This window comes from Endozoicomonas sp. 2B-B, assembly GCF_053470045.1.
The window spans coordinates 3,544,592-3,561,421 of sequence record NZ_JBLZMU010000001.1 but is presented as its reverse complement, the minus strand read 5'-3'; the positions used below and the strand labels follow the sequence as shown (position 1 = coordinate 3,561,421).

Genomic DNA, 16,830 nt, shown 5'->3' with positions numbered 1-16,830 from the left:
TTATTTGCCCTCCAGAAAGTCTTTGGCAAATCGCTGTAGTACACCACCAGCAGCGTATACAGAAACTTCTTCTTGTGTATCAAGGCGGCAGGTCACAGTTACTTCCAAGGTTTCACCATTGGCACGATGAATCAGCAGCGTCAGATTCGCTCGTGGAGCAGGCTCACCCAGAACATCATAAGTTTCAGTACCGTCCAGACCCAGAGTTTTACGGGTAGTGCCATCCTTGAATTCAAGTGGCAGAACCCCCATACCCACCAGGTTGGTCCTGTGGATACGTTCAAAACCTTCAGCCACAATAGCTTCAACGCCGGCAAGACGAACCCCTTTCGCAGCCCAGTCACGGGACGACCCCTGGCCATAGTCGGCACCCGCAACAATAACCAGTGGTTGCTTGCGATTCATGTAGGTTTCAATCGCTTCCCACATACGGGTTTCTTTACCTTCAGGCTCAATACGGGCAAGGGAACCCTGTTTCACCGCGCCTCTGTCATCCAGACACATTTCGTTGAGCAGTTTCGGATTAGCAAAGGTCGCTCGCTGCGCGGTCAAATGGTCACCACGGTGTGTGGCATAGGAGTTGTAATCTTCTTCAGGCAATCCCATTTTCGCCAGATATTCACCAGCCGCAGAACTCGCCAGAATGGCATTCGATGGTGACAGGTGATCGGTAGTAATGTTGTCACCCAAAAGTGCCAGAGGACGCATACCCTTCAGTGTTCGCTCACCAGTCAGCACTCCTTCCCAGTAAGGAGGGCGACGGATATAAGTACTCATTGGACGCCAGTCGTAAAGCGGACTACTGGCTTCTTCTACCCTATCCAGATCAAACATAGGGATGTAAACTTCGTTAAACTGCTCTGGTTTCACATTTTCAGCAACGATCGCATCAATATCTTCATCACTTGGCCAGATGTCTTTCAGAGTGACGTCATTGCCGTATTTATCTGTCCCGAGTGCATCTTTTTCTATATCAAAACGAACGGTACCGGCAATGGCATATGCCACTACCAGAGGCGGAGAAGCCAGAAAGGCCTGCTTTGCATAGGGGTGGATACGGCCGTCAAAGTTTCGGTTACCAGATAATACCGCTGTAGAGTAGAGGTCGCGATCAATCAATTCTTTCTGGATGTCCGGGTCAAGGGCACCACTCATACCGTTACAGGTCGTACAGGCATAAGCGACAATTCCAAAACCCAGTTTCTCAAGCTCAGGCAATAAACCAGACGCTTCAAGATAGAGTCTGGCAACTTTGGAGCCTGGCGCAAAAGAGGATTTAACCCAGTGCTTGCGCACCAGACCCAGTTCATTCGCCTTTTTGGCAACAAGGCCCGCAGCCACAACATTGCGAGGGTTGCTGGTATTAGTACAGCTGGTGATCGCAGCAATGATCACTGCACCATCGGGCAGAAGACCGGCTTTTTCTTCGGCCTGAGCTTTGTCCAGATTTACAGCAATGCCACGCTTGGCCAGCTCAGAGGTGGGCAGACGACGATGAGGGTTTGATGGCCCCGCCATATTACGAACAACAGTGGACAGGTCAAACCTGAGTACACGCTCATATTCAGCAGTTTTCAAATCATCAGCCCAGAGCCCGGTTGTCCTGGCATAATTTTCAACCAGCGTCACCTGCTCCGGCTCACGCCCTGTAAGCTTTAGATAGTCGATGGTTTGCTCATCAATGTAAAACATGCTCGCAGAAGCACCAAACTCCGGTGTCATATTGGAAATAGTGGCACGGTCACCAATAGTCAGATCCGCAGCACCTTCACCAAAGAACTCGAGGTAAGAAGAAACAACACGCTCATTACGCAGGAACTCTGTTATGGCCAGAACAATATCGGTTGCGGTAATACCGGGCTGGCGCTTGCCTGATAGCTCAACACCAATAATCTCTGGAAGACGCATCATGGAAGGACGCCCGAGCATAACCGTTTCAGCTTCCAGCCCACCAACACCCATTGCAATAACACCCAAAGCATCAACATGAGGCGTATGGCTGTCTGTACCCACACAGGTGTCCGGATAAGCGACACCATCACGGGCCTGAATCACCGGAGACATTTTCTCCAGATTAATCTGGTGCATGATGCCGTTACCCGCCGGGATAACATCAACATTTTTAAAAGCCGTTTTGGTCCACTCAATAAAATGAAAGCGATCCTCATTACGACGATCTTCAATGGCACGGTTCTTTTCAAAAGCTTGCGGATCATAGCCTCCGAACTCTACAGCAAGAGAGTGGTCAACAATCAACTGCGTGGGAACAACCGGATTAACCTCGGCAGGATCACCTCCCTGTTCGGCAATCGCATCACGAAGGCCAGCCAGATCAACCAGAGCCGTCTGGCCGAGAATGTCATGACACACGACACGGGCTGGATACCAGGGAAAATCAAGCTCACGCTTACGTTCTATGATTTGCTTCAGGGCATCCGTCAGGGTTTCGGGGTCACAGCGACGAACGAGCTGCTCAGCCAGAACCCGGGAAGTATATGGCAAAGTTGCGTAGGCACCAGACTGGATCGCTTCGACGGCTGCACGAGTATCAAAATAATCCAGCTGAGTTCCCCGTAATGGTTTGCGATAGGCAATGTTCATAACTTCAGGCCTTCTGTTTTATAAACGGTCTTCGATCGCAACCCACTCGGCAGTTTCCGGACCTGTGTAGTCAGCAGAAGGACGGATAATACGATTATTGGCACGTTGCTCCATAACGTGTGCCGTCCAGCCAGAAACACGTGAACAAACAAAGATTGGTGTAAACAGCTTGGTTGGAATACCCATAAAGTGATAAGCAGAAGCGTGAAAGAAGTCAGCGTTACAGAACAATTTCTTCTCGCGCCACATGACCGCTTCAACACGCTCGGAAACAGTATACAAGTACTCATCGCCAACCTGCTGAGACAATTTTCTGGACCACTCTTTAATAATGGCGTTACGAGGGTCAGACTCACGGTAAATTGCATGGCCAAAGCCCATAATCTTATCCTTACGAGCCAGCATGGTCATGATGCTTCGTTCTGCCTCATCGGCAGAGCGCCAGTTCTCTATCATAGCCATGGCAGCTTCGTTCGCACCGCCATGCAGAGGTCCACGCAAAGAACCAATCGCAGCCGTTACACAGCTGTGAACGTCAGAAAGTGTGGAAGCACAGACACGGCCGGTGAAGGTGGAAGCATTAAATTCATGCTCGGCGTACAGGATCAGGGAAGCGTGCATTACCTTTACGTGCAGAGGTTCTGGCTTGCTGTCATGCAAAGTCCACAGGAACTGTTCAGCAATGGAATCAGCTTCGGTATCTACATTAATACGAATGCCTTTATGACTGTAGTTGTACCAATAATTGATCATGCCTGGGAAGATGGCCAGCATACGATCGATGTGATCCAGTTGTTCGGAGAAACTATGCTCAGTCTCCAGATTACCCAACACTGAACAACCGGTTCGCATAACGTCCATTGGGTGCGCACCCGCAGGAACCTGCTCTAATACCACCTTCAGGGCATCAGGCAGTGAACGCATCCCTTTCAGACGGGTTTTATAGGCTTCCAGCTCGGACTGATTGGGCAGCTTGCCGTAAAGCAGCAGATAAGCCACTTCTTCAAACTGTGCCTTGTCAGCCAGTTCCTTGATATCATAACCGCGATAAGTCAGACCTGAACCAGTTTTACCAACGGTGCAGAGTGCAGTTTCACCAGCAGACTGACCACGCAGGCCAGCACCACCGGGCTTCTTAATGGAAAGCGTCTTTTCTGCCACGATCGTTCTCCGTTCTTCTTATTGAATAGGTGTCATCACTAAGGATTCAGAAATTCTTCGGTCTTAACCAGTCGCTCACGTTCCTGAAACGTCATCATGCCATTGGCAATGGCACCGCTGTTGCCGTCACGCTTAATGACTTCAAGCACTTCACGCATAGCAGTCACTGCAGCTCTCTGCAGATCGGAAGGAATGATGATCAGTTGATAGCCCATTGCTCTAAGATCTTCTGTAGGTACCAGCGGTGTCTTGCCACTGTAGAACATATTGATCAGTTTCGGGCCAGGTGCCTGTCTCGCGATCTCTTCTATCTGCTTAATAGTCTGGGGAGCTTCGACGAACAACATATCTGCTCCCGCATCAACATAGGCCTTGACCCGTTCGATTGCATCGTCAAAGCCGGTTACCGCAATAGCATCCGTTCGCGCTATGACAGTGACATCACCGGCGTATTTGGCAGCAATGGAAACTTTCCTGCACATTTCTTCACTGGACACCAGAGACTTGCCATCCAGATGCCCGCAACGCTTTGGAAATTCCTGATCTTCCAGGTGAAAGCCACACACTCCGGCGCTTCTGAAAAGTTCTACGGTGCGTCTGACATTTACTTCGTTACCGAAACCGGTATCCGCATCGGCAATCACGGGAAGTGAAGTGGCTTCACAGATTTGACGGACACGTTCGACCACTTCAGTCAAGGTCAGCAGACCAATATCGGGAACACCTGTGCTTCGAGCTATAGCACCACCACTTCCATACAGTGCAGAAAAGCCCGCTTCTTCACCCAGACGAGCAGAGATACCATCGTATACACCAGGCGCGGTAACAATGCCCTCTTTAGCGATCAGTCGACCAAGGGCGTTGTTTTTATCACTCATTTCACGTCCTCTATTTATCCAGAAAAAATATTTCGCCCCTGGGGCAAAGGTTATTTCATTCGTTCATGCTGGTGATTGGAGTCAATGAATTGTTCAATTTCTTTTCTGGCCCGGACAATATGACGGCGCATCAACATTTCGGCCAACTCACCATCACGGTCTTTCAGAGCCCTGAAGATCATCTGATGCTCAGTCAACGCTTCTTCAGGACGAGCAGGACGACCTGAAGTTTTTCGGTACATTTGAATCAGATGATAGAGCTCATCACAGAGCGAACGTATCAGCCTCTGATTGCAGGAACCATGGATCACACGGTAATGAAAATCCAGATCACCCTCCTGATCAATGTATGACTGGCCACTGTGCTCATTAATATGGCTGGCATGTGTTTCAAGCAGGAATTCGAGATCCAGCAGTTGTTGATCGGACATATGGATTGCTGCCAATCGAGCCGCCATGCCCTCAAGCGCTTCCCGAACGGCAAAAATTTCTGACAACTCATTCTGGCTAAGAGTGACTACCCTGGCACCCACATGAGGAGCACGAACAACGAGACCGGCAGCTTCAAGTTTCAAGAGCGCTTCTCGAAGAGGACCACGCCCGACACCGTACTTTCTTGAAAGCTCTGGCTCTGAGATTCTGCTGCCCTGACTTAAACGACCCGAAGTAATATCTCCGATCAGCAGGCCCATCACCTCTTGCGACTGAGTCCCAACACGAACCGGGTCCTTGTTTGCGAACTTTTCTGGCATAAGAATTGTTTACAATATTCTTTTTTTAAGCCATTTATACATTAGTAATGCTTCAAAATACAGATTATTGTTAACAATCTGAAAATTGGCAAAAATTTTTGCAAGATATATTGCTTTCAACTGAATTAAGACTAATTTCTTAGAACCTGACCGGCCTTTGAAAACAGTAATCCTGAACAATAAAACACCAGAAAAGTCCGTAGCGCCAACAATACTCTGAAGGTAAAATGCGCCTCTGATCTGACCCGGGATTTTTATGCCTTTTATGAAAGAGCTATTCATCGTTGAACTGGACTACCTGAGTGACTCCAGCCCTTATTTCGAGCCTTTTATCAAGCAACCCTGGGCATGTTATCTGGACAGCTGCTCTTCCTCATCCTTGAAAGAGCAGCACAATCGCTATGACATCATCACTGCTGATCCCTGGGCCGTCGTCACTGTAGACAGCCACTACCGCATAAAGACCATCAATCGTCTATCCGGTGAAAGTCGGGTTGAGAGCGATCGGTCCCCTTTCAAGATTCTGGATAATTTACTCGCAACCATGTCGGAAGTAGAACACTCTGAATTACCCTTCACGGGTGGCGCCATGGGATTTTGGGGCTACGAGCTTTGCGGTTTGAGTGAGCCGGAAAGGATTCAGTTTCGACAGCTGGAAACGCCTTTAATGAGCGTAGGTCTTTATCATTGGGCCATTATTTCCGACCACCATCGACAAAAAACCGTCTTTTTCAGTCACCCTGATATGCCAGAGAGTAACCGGGAAAGTATTCTTGCTCTCATCCATAACAAAGCAGGCCTCGAGGATTCATCGCCATTTCAGTTGCAGGAAAAATTTTCTACTACCATCAGCGAATCAGAGTATGAATCCGCCTTCAATAAAGTTCAGGACTACATACTTGCAGGTGATACCTATGAAGTAAATCTGACACAGGAATTTACCAGTCGATTCAATGGCGATTGCTGGCAGGCATACAAACATCTCAGGAAAGTGAGTCCAGCGCCCTATTCTGCTTACCTGTCTCATCTCGATGTCACTGTTCTGAGTCACTCGCCAGAACGTTTTATAAAAGTGACTGATTCCAAGGTAGAAACTCACCCCATAAAAGGTACAAGACCCAGAGGTGAAACACCTGAAGAAGATCTTACCCATGCTGAAGAATTATTGGCTAGCGAAAAAGATCGCTCTGAGAATCTGATGATTGTTGACCTGCTGAGAAACGATCTCGGTAAAGTCTGCAAGCCCGGAAGCATAAACGTTCCCAGACTGTTTGAGCTGGAAAGTTATGCTAATGTTCATCACCTGGTCAGCACCGTGACCGGTGAGCTGAGTCAGGAACACAGCATTCTCGAACTGATGGAAGGTGCCTTCCCGGGTGGTTCAGTCACCGGCGCCCCAAAAATCAGGTCCATGGAAATCATTCGTGAACTTGAAGCTGTCGCCAGAAACGTATACTGCGGCGCTATTGGCTATATCAGCTGTAACAACAAGATGGACACCAGCATTACCATCAGGACTCTGGTTGCTCATAATCAAAAGCTTCGCTGCTGGGGTGGAGGTGCCATTGTTGCAGATTCAGACTGTCACCAGGAATATCAGGAATCCATAACCAAGGTAAAAAACCTGATGACAGCTCTCGAAACTTTCTTTGAATAAATAACCACGAGCGAAGAAAAAACAACGTTTTCATAATAAAATAAACCGCAAACCAGCCACAGGAGTCTCTTGATGAAAATCACCATGGTCAAAAAAATAATGGCGGACGGTAGCCCCTGCAAAAAATGCAGTGAAGTTCTGGAGCGACTACAAAGCTCCGGTCACCTTGAAAAAATTGACCAGGTACTGATTGCCAAGGAAGGTGAAACTTCGAGCGAGGGTGCACTTCTGGCCGATCACTACCAGGTAGACAAGGCTCCGTTTTTTGTAGTTGAGGAAGACGGTCAGGAACCGAGAGTCTACACCGTTTACTTCAAGCTGGTGAAGGAAGTGCTGAATCGGCAGGCTGCGTAATGCAGCCGCCACTTCAAAGGAAATAAAAGTCAGTGATCGGGTAGCTGAACACCAGAGAACAGTTCATCTACCTCAGCTTTGTTATGTCTTGAAATCGCTTCCTGCACAACCTCTTTCGTCAAATGTGGCGCAAAATGCTGGATGAAGTCATACATAAATCCGCGCAGGAAGGTCCCTCTTCTGAAACCAATCTTGGTGACACTGGGTTCAAACAGGTGATCCGCATTCAGGGGAACCAGGTCGGAATCCAGCTCTGGGTCATAGGCCATCTTCGCAACAATCCCCACACCCAGCTTTAATCTTACATAGGTTTTAATGACATCAGCATCGGTTGCCGTGAAGACAACTCTGGGCGACAAGCCTTCATTCATAAAAGCCTCATCCAGCTTGGAACGACCTGTAAAACCAAATACATAAGTCACCAAAGGATGTCGGGCAACATCCTGAAGTGTCAGTTCAGATATTTGTGCCAGCGGATGATCTTTCGGGACAAGCACACAGCGATTCCAGCGATAGCAGGGCATCATCACCAGATCGTTAAAGAGTTCGAGCGCTTCGGTCGCAATGGCAAAATCGACAACACCGTCAGCGGCCATCTCGGCAATCTGGATCGGAGCGCCCTGATGCATGTGCAGGGACACATCTGGATACTGGGAAATAAAGTTATTGATGATGTCAGGCAGCGCGTAACGTGCCTGGGTATGAGTCGTAGCAATGGACAGAGAGCCTTTACGTTCATCACTGAACTCTTGTGCCACCTGTTTGATGCTTTCGACTTTTCTTAGAATTTCACCCGCAGTTTCTATAATTTTTTCACCAGCCGGGGTGATTCGGGTCAGATGTTTACCGCTGCGGGCAAACACCTCAACACCCAGTTCATCTTCAAGCAGACGAATCTGTTTGCTGATACCAGGTTGCGAGGTATATAAACTCTGCGCTGTGGCGGATACATTGAGATCATGGTGAGCGACCTCCCAGATATAGCGCAGTTGTTGCAGCTTCATTGATGGCCTCCGGTCGAGCTAACGTCTACCCATAGCGTGAAAAAATACAAGCACTCTTAGTTCATAGCGGCATAAGAGAATATCATTTAATTACTTCCAAGAATACAAGCCGGTCGCTACAGTTACCAGTGAATCATGCAGCTTTAATCATGATTTCAAACATCGCCTGAGCTACTTATAACTTTAGACCATATTTTATGGACACATTGCTCTACATTTCAGCGGGTGCCAGCGTGGGCTTTGCCGTTGGCTTAACCGGCATAGGAGGCGGGTCACTGATGACTCCGCTACTCCTTTTATTTGGATTTCCGGCTCACATAGCAATAGGTACAGACCTGTTGTATGCCGCCCTGACCAAAGTCAGTGGCGTCTGGGTTCATCATCGACAAAATAGTGTTAACTGGCGACTCGTCAAACTACTGTGTATGGGAAGTATCCCAGCGACTGTGGCTACTATATTCCTGTTGAAATATCTTTTCACTGGAAGCGATCATTATAGCCCGATACTTACTACCTGCCTTGGCTTTATGCTTACCTTAACAGCACTGGTGCTTATATTTAGCAACAAATTGAAAAAAATGCAGTTTTACAACAGAAAAGTGCTGTCTGGAAACAGACTGAAGTACTTTACCGTATTTATGGGGATGGTCCTGGGCGTTCTGGTCACCCTGTCATCTGTAGGAGCCGGGGCACTGGGAACAGCAATTCTCTTACTGATATACCCTGCACTGGTTTCTGTAAGAGTAGTCGGCACTGAATTGGCACATGCAGTACCACTAACCCTCGTTGCCGGGATAGGTCATACCTTGCTGGGCAATGTTGATTTTAACCTTCTGGGAGCGCTGATGATTGGTTCACTCCCAGCCATTTATCTGGGCACTAAAGTTGGCAAATACATGCCAGAGAACATAATGCGTATGATTCTGGCTACTATTCTGCTGGTGCTGGGTATTCGTTACCTAATGTAAACCAGCAAGATTTCACAATAGTAGCAACGACTTAAATTAAGCAAAATTATTATTCACAGGGTTGTAGCAGCCACAGTTCTTGATTAGAGTGAATCACCGTCGCTGAACTCTGCAAGCCCGACTTATACATACCCGGGCGAGCAATCTAAGGCGCAAACCCGGAAGGGAGTAATAATCAAAGTTGAGAGCGCAACAAATGGCCGCATTACCGATTGAAAACCTGAACATTGAATCTCAGGACTTACTGATCACTCCAGAGCAGCTGAAAAAGGAAATTCCCCTGAGCGAGGCAGCTGAGCGAACCGTTTCCGAAGGCCGTGAAGTTATTCGCAATATTCTCGATGGCAAGGATCATCGTCTTTTTGTTGTGGTAGGCCCCTGCTCTATCCATGATGTTGATGCGGCCATGGATTATGCCGGACGTCTAAAGAAACTGGCAGATGAGCTTAGCGACACTCTCTATCTGGTCATGCGCGTCTATTTCGAAAAGCCACGCACCACTGTTGGCTGGAAAGGTCTGATTAACGACCCACACCTCAATGACACCTTCAAGATTGAAGAAGGTCTGCACACTGGCCGTCGCCTGCTGATGGATGTTGCCGAGCTTGGTATGCCTTCTGCCACCGAAGCTCTGGATCCTATCTCCCCACAATACCTGCAGGATCTGGTATCCTGGTCTGCTATTGGTGCCCGGACCACTGAATCCCAGACCCACCGTGAAATGGCCAGTGGTTTGTCTTCGGCTGTGGGTTTCAAAAACGGTACCGATGGTGGCTTGGAAGTAGCGATCAACGCTCTGAACTCAGTATCCAATCCTCATCGTTTCCTGGGTATTGATGGCAATGGTCAGGTAGCTGTCACGCGTACCAAGGGGAACCAATATGGTCACATTGTTCTGCGCGGTGGTAACGGCAAGCCCAACTATGACTCTGTCAGCATAACCCTTTGCGAGCAGGAGCTTGAGAATGCCGGCATCAAGCCAAACGTTATGGTTGATTGCTCTCACGCTAACTCTAACAAAGACCCGGCGCTTCAGCCTTTGGTCATGGAAAACGTGACTAATCAGATTATCGAAGGCAACAAATCTGTTGTGGGCCTCATGATAGAAAGCAACATTGGCTGGGGTGCCCAGAAAGTGCCTGCAAACCTTGAAGACTTGAAATACGGTGTATCGATTACTGATGCCTGCATTGACTGGGAAACTACAGAGAAAAGCCTGCGTGATATGAGGGAGAAGTTAAAAAACCTACTTCCTGCAAGAATTGCAGAATAATTAACAGTCTGACACGGTCAGTTTATGACTGTGTCAGCATCCTTTAAAACAAATCGAATTGATGTCCTTGTGTGACCTCTTTAGTTCCAAGTATATCTATCTCTTCTGTCAGACCAGATAATAGGTCCATTTGTGATTCTGGCACTTCCACACAAACTTCATCGGGAAAACTGGAAGAAATCAACCGCTTTTTTGGCATATTACTGATTCTTCTAGCCAGGATAGCAGCACAAATCGGGCAAACTTCCGGCAGCAAGTGATTGGTCAGCACTTTATAGTGGTGCGCACCGTGTAACACTTCTGTACACAGTGTGCGGTCCGCGCGAGATTCAATATCAAGGTTGGCTTCTACCAAGTGTGTACACTGGGAGCCGCAAGATTGGATGATCTTGGCAACGAAGAAATTTGACAGTATGACTTGCTTATACAGTTTCACAGGTTCTTTATTTACTGGAAAAACCAGAAACACTACGAAAAAGGGCACATTATGATATACGTTTATGGCCAACTGTCATACACCCTAAAACCAACATAGGTAAAAATACAGCAAAAGGCTCTGCGCTTTTGTTATGAACTCTGGTTACAAGATCCAGGACCGAAATTGTCATCAAAGTCAATGGAAAGGCTTGTATTGTATCTTGTTGATAAACCAGATTTTGTTTCCCTCCGGCGTCCTGACCAGTACTTCATCGTCAACCTGCTTACCGATTAAAGCCCTGGCCATGGGTGAATCAACGGTTATGTGCCCTCGCTTGACGTCAATTTCATCAGACCCCACAATCCGGCATTGGAGCACTTCTCCTTCCTCATTCTCGACTTCTACCCAGGCACCAAAAAAAGCCTTGCCCTCCTGCTCAGGTGAATAATCCACCACTTTGATAACATCAAGCCGCCTGGTGAGAAAGCGAATTCTTCGATCAATTTCTCTCAGCAGTCTTTTCCCTTCCTTATACTCTGCATTCTCACTTCGGTCACCCAACGCTGCAGCTTCAGAAACTGCCTGAGTCACTTTCGGTCTCTTATGCCGCCAGAGGTCATGCAGCTCTTTTTCAAGCTTGTCTTTGCCTGCCTGTGTAATGAGATTCGACTTCATTTAATGCCAATCCAGTGAAATCCATTTTTTTTATAGAAAAAAATGAGTTAACCCAACATCCTAATCAAAGATAGAAATCAATCAAGGCACTGTTTTAGCAATATCATCCAGCACAGTCATTTTATTTACATTTTCATCTATGGTGTGAATATTGATCAATCAAGGACGATTACCATGAAAGCCCTTCCTACACCCGGCCTAGCCCAACCAACCAATAAATTACCCACACTGGAAAAACAATATAAAGAAAGTTGGTTCTACGCATTTTTGCGAAATATCAAACTTGAAGAAGCTGCACCAAAAAAAAGAACACAGGATACAGGAGCCAGCTATTTACCAAGCCTTGTTGAGGCAGATGGAAAAACATTCAAAGCCTATTCGGGATCACTCGCAGCACTGGTCTGCCCTAAGGCCTGAGAGTCCTTAAAACCATTTACAGACAAAATAAAACCCGTTTTGGAATGTCTGGTTTACATCCATAGCAAAAGTTTTGCCCACGGCCGTGTCAGTAAAGAATGTATTGTTGAAGATAATAACCAGATTAGATTCGATGGTTTTGGCATGGCAACCGAACATCAGGACAGTGCTGCACTTCATGATAAATCCATGATGAACCGGGTAAAATACTTTTCTGACACGATCTTTAACGTTCCTCATCCAGAACTTTTGCCACCAGAAGCTTTCTCCCACGAAAAGGGTATGAGACAGCTGGTGATATTTGGGCGCTGGGTGTCACTATGGCTTCTATGGCTCATTGTATTGCTCCTGGAGAGTGCCAGAGCATTACTGATGGACACATAGTTGAGACCCTGCAAAACACCGGTAAGCTGAAGACTTCCAGAAAGGCCATCGTTGATTATGCCGAAACATTAAAAGATGCCTGTAATAAAACATTGGAAAGAGAGACTCGATCCGGGCATCGTTTCATGATTTTAGAACTCTTGCCTAAGCTACTGGAAGCCAATCCAGAGAAGAGATATACAGCCGGGAAAGCTCTGAACCATCGTTCTTTCAAAGAGGAATTAGACAACCCCATTACTGCCAGATAATTGCTTGATTGCCATACCCTCCCAGACAAATGTGGACTGATTAACAGTCAGTCCCTCTTTTTTTATATGAGTTTCAAAGTTCGAACGAAGCCTCACTTCAATTAATAGCAATAAATATGATTGTATATTGTACATACATAGCAAAATGATGCTAATTCGCTATTTCTACCATTTTCCAGCGCACAAAAAACCGGTTTATGGAAAGAATGGACTCGCTTATAGGAGTGCCATTAGTCTATAAACCGGCTCTTAAGACAGACAGCCTTTTACTTGAAGTAGGCATTCTCGGTAATGCTGTGATCTGTCACATCCCTGACGCCTTTCAACTCAGGAATTCGTTCAATCAGAGTTTTCTCGACACCGTCTTTCAAAGTCAGATCTACTGCACTGCAGCCCTGGCAACCACCACCAAACTGCAAAACAGCAACATCCTCATCAATCTCAACCAGAGAAACAACACCACCGTGAGAAGCCAGCCCCGGATTGATTTCGGTCTGTAGGAAATAGTTGATTTTCTCGTCCAGTGGACTGTCTTCACTGACTTGGGGCAATTTGGCATTCGGTGCTTTGATAGTCAGCTGGCCACCCAGTTTATCTTCGGAGAAATCAACAACAGCGTCTTCCAGGTACTGTTCACTTTTTCCTTCTACATGGCAATTGAAGTATTCCAGCTCAAGAATCAGATCTCCTTCCTTTTCCTCTCCGGGTTTACAGTAGGCAAGGCAGGTTTCAGCATAAGGAGTACCGGGCTGGGTAACGAACAGGCGCACCCCAATACCCTCCACATTCTGTTTCTCCAACAGGGTGGCAAGGTACTTTTGTGCTGCTTCCGCAAATGTAATCTTCAACTCAAGAACCCTCTCAACATTCTGTCGACATTCTATGCCATTCAGCGTTATGTTGAAATCCCCAGTGGGCTAGTCAGGTATTAAAGACTTGTGCTTCAACGACGGCAGGTTACACCCCATTGCTGTACTTGTCTCTTTAGTGCTTCGTGAGCCCCCAGTCTTATGTGAAATTATACGATTGTTACCCTGTTCAAAAGCCTGTACCCTTCGCGCTCTTTTTCCAGGTTAAAGGGGAATTTTGCCTAAAAATAAGGGCCAATTAATTCCTTCGAACCTTTCGAACTTATCCCTTCCAGCATAAATTTCAGTAGAACGAGTCGCAGCCATGAGCTCATTAGATATAGAAAAACACTCCACTACTGTCCTGATGATACTGACAGTGTTTGCCATTGTTGGTCCGGTCTCTATCGATATCTATTCACCTTCTCTCCCGGCTATAACAGAACATTTTGGCAGTAACAGTGCTACAACCCAGTGGAGTATCGGTATTTTTATGCTGGGTTTTTCGATATCGATGCTCATAGTGGGCCCCCTGGCTGACCGCCTGGGTCGTAAAAAGACCTTGATGCTGGGTTATACCCTCTACCTGCTTGCCACTGCTGCCACCCTGTTGACCAATCACATTGGTCTGTTCATAGCTGCACGCTTTGCCCAGGCCGTATTTGGTTGCTTTGGTACTGCCGTTGCCCGAATTTTGGCCAAAGATTATTTCCGAGAGAAAATGGAAGTAAGGATGTTGTCCTATATCAGCGCCTGCCTGACACTGGTCCCTATGCTGGCTCCCATCGCAGGTGGATTTATTCAAGAATATGCAGGCTGGAAGTACAACATTCTGGCCATGGGCGCTATGGCCATTATTGCGATGATGAGCCTGCTATTTATTCCTGAAAAACATCAAATCCCCAGGCACGTTGGCCACCCTATTCTCTCAGGCTATAAAGACGTATTAACTGACTGGCGCTATCTGCGGTTCACTATCGCTGCCGGCACAGCCTTCTCTGGCGCTTTTGTTTTTGTCGCCGGTGGTCCTTTTGTAATGATCAGCCAATTAGGCCTGGCTCCAAAATTTTATGGATTCCTTTTTGCGATAGCCATTGCGGGCTACCTTTTCAGTGCAACCTATGGCCCCAAATTGAATGACCGGTTAGGACGTGAGAAAAGCACTCGACTTGCCTGGATCACTCTGGCTGCAGGTGCAAACATTTCCTTTGCCACTGCCTGGTGGAGTCATGGCAGCTCTATTCCGGGTTATATGTTTGGTATGGTTGTCTTTGAGCTGGGACTGGGTCTCTTTATGCCCCTATGCCAGGCCAGAGCCACCGAACATATGATCAACAATGCAGGCACCGCTGCCGGACTGATCTTCTTCATAGAAATGCTACTGGCTACAATAGTCAGTGGTTTGGTGGGTTCACTGCCACAAATGGGAACAGTGACGCTTGCCAGTGTAACTCTGGTTGCCACCCTGGTTGCTGGGTTTTGCCTTCAAAAGAATAGCCACGACAATATTAAGGCTTCAGCATAAGCATCCCGATTTTCAAAACAGTAGAGGAGCCGAGAGTCTTTAGCAATTCCGTCGAGAATGCCAGCTCCGCCCTTGTCATAATAAATCGTCAAATAAAGCAGTGATTTTTCCAGGCTTGATCACAATAAAATCGTTATCCGCAACATTCTGTTGTCGTTTGGCAAGCTGTAGATCTTCCGGCGGCTGCAACATCGGCTCGTTGGTGAGCATAAAGCTGCCCCAATGCATCGCCAGCGATAAGCGCGAGCCAACATCCTGATGAATGCGCACCGCCTCTTGTGGGTTAACGTGGATTTCTTTCATAAACCAGCGTGGTTCATAGGCCCCAATGGGCACCATGGCCATATCCATATAGCCAAAGTGATCACCAATAGCCTTAAAGTCTGAGCTGTAGCCAGTGTCTCCAGCAAAATAAAAGCGTTTACCCGGTTTCGCAAATACTGAAGGCGCTTCAAATACCCACCCACACCAGAGCGTTCGGTCAGGAAAGATGGAACGGCCACTAAAGTGTTGGCACGGCACTGCGGTGAACGTCCAGCCACGATGGGTATGCGATTCCCACCAATCCAGTTCAACCCAATTATCAATTCCCCGCCTGCTGAACCAATGGCCTAATCCGAGTGGCAACATAAATAACGGCGGGTTGTGTTTCTGCCTTTTCTGGATCGTCAACACAGATTGTCGATCCAGATGATCGAAGTGATCGTGGGAAATCAATATCACATCAACATGAGGTAGGGCATTAATATCTATCGCAGGAGGTGAATAACGCTTTGGCCCAGCCCACTGCACTGGCGATGCTCGTTCAGAAAAATGAGGATCAGTAATAATATTCATGCCCTGATGACGAATCAAAAAAGTCGCATGACCAATCCAACTTGTCAGCGATTTATCTGAGTACTCAAAGACCGAATGATCATCTTTCACAATAGGAATCGAAACTTTTTCCGGTAATTTTTCAAATAACTTCCATTTTAAAATTTTCCATAACGAACGGTGATGCATTTCCATCTTGTCATTATTGCGAAAGCCACCGCTTGGGAGGTGATGTTTTTTAGAAAGAGTCACGGGTCTTCCTCATAATCAATCAGTCACATTGACGCGGTGCAGGCCCGCAAATAAATTTTGGTATCGCCGCACGGCCATAACTTTGTTTACTGACAATCTTTAACTCATCATCAAACACAAAATAATCCATACCCTCCCAGTGAAACGACTTACCAAAACGCAGCTTAATCAGTGAGGCAATAACCTTCTGGCTAAACGACATACCTGCCACTGGTAGCATATCATGCTGACAATACCACCCAAAACTGGCTGTTTTATTGTCTTCATCAACCAACATACTTTTTTCAATAAAGGTTAATTTTCCGTACATACCGCTAAACACTGATTTGATGGCGTTACGAACCTTGTGTTTACCTCGGGCAGTATGACCATTCATTTCTCGGAATTCGCACTCGTCAGCAAAATGCTCCATAACCCGATCCAGACACTGATTCGAAAACGCATCGTTGAAGGTGTTCAGTAAACTGCGTATATCATTCGCCATTTCTAAGTTGTCCATGCCATCCATTCAGCCCATAGGGTTTATCACATACCACCCATCAGGTAAAGGTACTTGGCTGGCGCACGCGAAAGCGTTCACGGGTCACTTTGACAGGCTC

The 16,830-nt window shown here is 47.0% G+C and carries 17 protein-coding genes; 7 read left to right on the top strand and 10 right to left on the bottom strand.

Going from position 1 to position 16,830, the window contains the following annotated elements:
• From acnD to ACOMHB_RS13475, 4 genes are read right to left on the bottom strand one after another with little or no spacing between them, the layout of a single operon-like run.
• Window positions 1-2,601, bottom strand: coding sequence for a Fe/S-dependent 2-methylisocitrate dehydratase AcnD (gene acnD / locus ACOMHB_RS13490; RefSeq protein ID WP_448217003.1), 2,601 nt, complete (start codon window positions 2,599-2,601; stop codon window positions 1-3).
• A gap of 18 nt (window positions 2,602-2,619) precedes the next feature.
• The gene (gene prpC, locus ACOMHB_RS13485) at window positions 2,620-3,762 is read right to left on the bottom strand and encodes a bifunctional 2-methylcitrate synthase/citrate synthase (protein ID WP_422137917.1); all 1,143 of its coding nucleotides are present in this window, start codon (window positions 3,760-3,762) and stop codon (window positions 2,620-2,622) included.
• A gap of 38 nt (window positions 3,763-3,800) precedes the next feature.
• Complete coding sequence (locus tag ACOMHB_RS13480) at window positions 3,801-4,640, bottom strand: isocitrate lyase/PEP mutase family protein (RefSeq protein ID WP_448217002.1); 840 nt, start codon at window positions 4,638-4,640, stop codon at window positions 3,801-3,803.
• Window positions 4,641-4,690: 50 nt separating this feature from the next.
• A complete protein-coding gene (locus ACOMHB_RS13475; RefSeq protein ID WP_422452278.1) occupies window positions 4,691-5,392 on the bottom strand; it encodes a GntR family transcriptional regulator in 702 nt (233 codons plus the stop codon).
• Between the two features lie 265 nt (window positions 5,393-5,657).
• Here ACOMHB_RS13475 and pabB point away from each other — a divergent pair, with 265 nt between their 5' ends.
• Together pabB and ACOMHB_RS13465 are read left to right on the top strand one after the other, a co-directional pair.
• Window positions 5,658-7,049 (top strand): aminodeoxychorismate synthase component I, encoded by a 1,392-nt coding sequence (pabB, locus tag ACOMHB_RS13470; protein WP_448217001.1) that lies wholly within the window; start codon window positions 5,658-5,660, stop codon window positions 7,047-7,049.
• A 72-nt stretch (window positions 7,050-7,121) separates the two neighbouring features.
• Entirely contained in the window at window positions 7,122-7,403 is a 282-nt protein-coding gene (locus ACOMHB_RS13465) for a hypothetical protein (RefSeq protein WP_422133671.1), read from the top strand.
• Window positions 7,404-7,432: 29 nt separating this feature from the next.
• Here ACOMHB_RS13465 and cysB read toward each other — a convergent pair whose 3' ends face one another.
• Window positions 7,433-8,407, bottom strand: a complete 975-nt coding sequence (cysB, locus tag ACOMHB_RS13460) for an HTH-type transcriptional regulator CysB (RefSeq protein WP_422133670.1) — start codon at window positions 8,405-8,407, stop codon at window positions 7,433-7,435.
• Window positions 8,408-8,604: 197 nt separating this feature from the next.
• Here cysB and ACOMHB_RS13455 point away from each other — a divergent pair, with 197 nt between their 5' ends.
• Complete coding sequence (locus ACOMHB_RS13455; protein WP_422133669.1) at window positions 8,605-9,375, top strand: sulfite exporter TauE/SafE family protein; 771 nt, start codon at window positions 8,605-8,607, stop codon at window positions 9,373-9,375.
• Window positions 9,376-9,571: 196 nt separating this feature from the next.
• Entirely contained in the window at window positions 9,572-10,648 is a 1,077-nt protein-coding gene (locus tag ACOMHB_RS13450) for a 3-deoxy-7-phosphoheptulonate synthase (RefSeq protein WP_448217000.1), read from the top strand.
• Window positions 10,649-10,691: 43 nt separating this feature from the next.
• Here the strand turns inward: ACOMHB_RS13450 and ACOMHB_RS13445 are convergent, their stop codons facing one another.
• Both ACOMHB_RS13445 and greB read right to left on the bottom strand, forming a co-directional pair.
• On the bottom strand, window positions 10,692-11,156 hold the full coding sequence (locus ACOMHB_RS13445) for a hypothetical protein (protein ID WP_448216999.1): 465 nt from the start codon (window positions 11,154-11,156) through the stop codon (window positions 10,692-10,694).
• 105 nt (window positions 11,157-11,261) lie between these two features.
• Window positions 11,262-11,741: a transcription elongation factor GreB gene (greB, locus tag ACOMHB_RS13440; protein ID WP_422133666.1), complete on the bottom strand. Its 480-nt coding sequence runs from the start codon at window positions 11,739-11,741 to the stop codon at window positions 11,262-11,264.
• Between the two features lie 174 nt (window positions 11,742-11,915).
• On the opposite strand from greB, the gene ACOMHB_RS13435 reads away from it, so the two are divergent.
• Both ACOMHB_RS13435 and ACOMHB_RS13430 read left to right on the top strand, forming a co-directional pair.
• Window positions 11,916-12,158, top strand: a complete 243-nt coding sequence (locus ACOMHB_RS13435; RefSeq protein WP_448216998.1) for a hypothetical protein — start codon at window positions 11,916-11,918, stop codon at window positions 12,156-12,158.
• A 320-nt stretch (window positions 12,159-12,478) separates the two neighbouring features.
• Window positions 12,479-12,790 (top strand): hypothetical protein, encoded by a 312-nt coding sequence (locus ACOMHB_RS13430; protein ID WP_448216997.1) that lies wholly within the window; start codon window positions 12,479-12,481, stop codon window positions 12,788-12,790.
• Window positions 12,791-13,056: 266 nt separating this feature from the next.
• Here the strand turns inward: ACOMHB_RS13430 and nfuA are convergent, their stop codons facing one another.
• Window positions 13,057-13,638, bottom strand: a complete 582-nt coding sequence (gene nfuA / locus ACOMHB_RS13425) for a Fe-S biogenesis protein NfuA (RefSeq protein WP_422133664.1) — start codon at window positions 13,636-13,638, stop codon at window positions 13,057-13,059.
• 325 nt (window positions 13,639-13,963) lie between these two features.
• Between nfuA and ACOMHB_RS13420 the strand changes: the two genes are divergently transcribed.
• Window positions 13,964-15,163 carry a multidrug effflux MFS transporter gene (locus ACOMHB_RS13420; protein WP_448216996.1) on the top strand — a complete coding sequence of 400 codons (1,200 nt, stop codon included), beginning with the start codon at window positions 13,964-13,966 and terminating at the stop codon, window positions 15,161-15,163.
• 75 nt (window positions 15,164-15,238) lie between these two features.
• Here ACOMHB_RS13420 and ACOMHB_RS13415 read toward each other — a convergent pair whose 3' ends face one another.
• Window positions 15,239-16,231 carry an MBL fold metallo-hydrolase gene (locus ACOMHB_RS13415; protein ID WP_448216995.1) on the bottom strand — a complete coding sequence of 331 codons (993 nt, stop codon included), beginning with the start codon at window positions 16,229-16,231 and terminating at the stop codon, window positions 15,239-15,241.
• A gap of 19 nt (window positions 16,232-16,250) precedes the next feature.
• Window positions 16,251-16,730 (bottom strand): nuclear transport factor 2 family protein, encoded by a 480-nt coding sequence (locus ACOMHB_RS13410; RefSeq protein ID WP_448216994.1) that lies wholly within the window; start codon window positions 16,728-16,730, stop codon window positions 16,251-16,253.
• Between the last annotated feature and the right edge of the window lie 100 nt (window positions 16,731-16,830).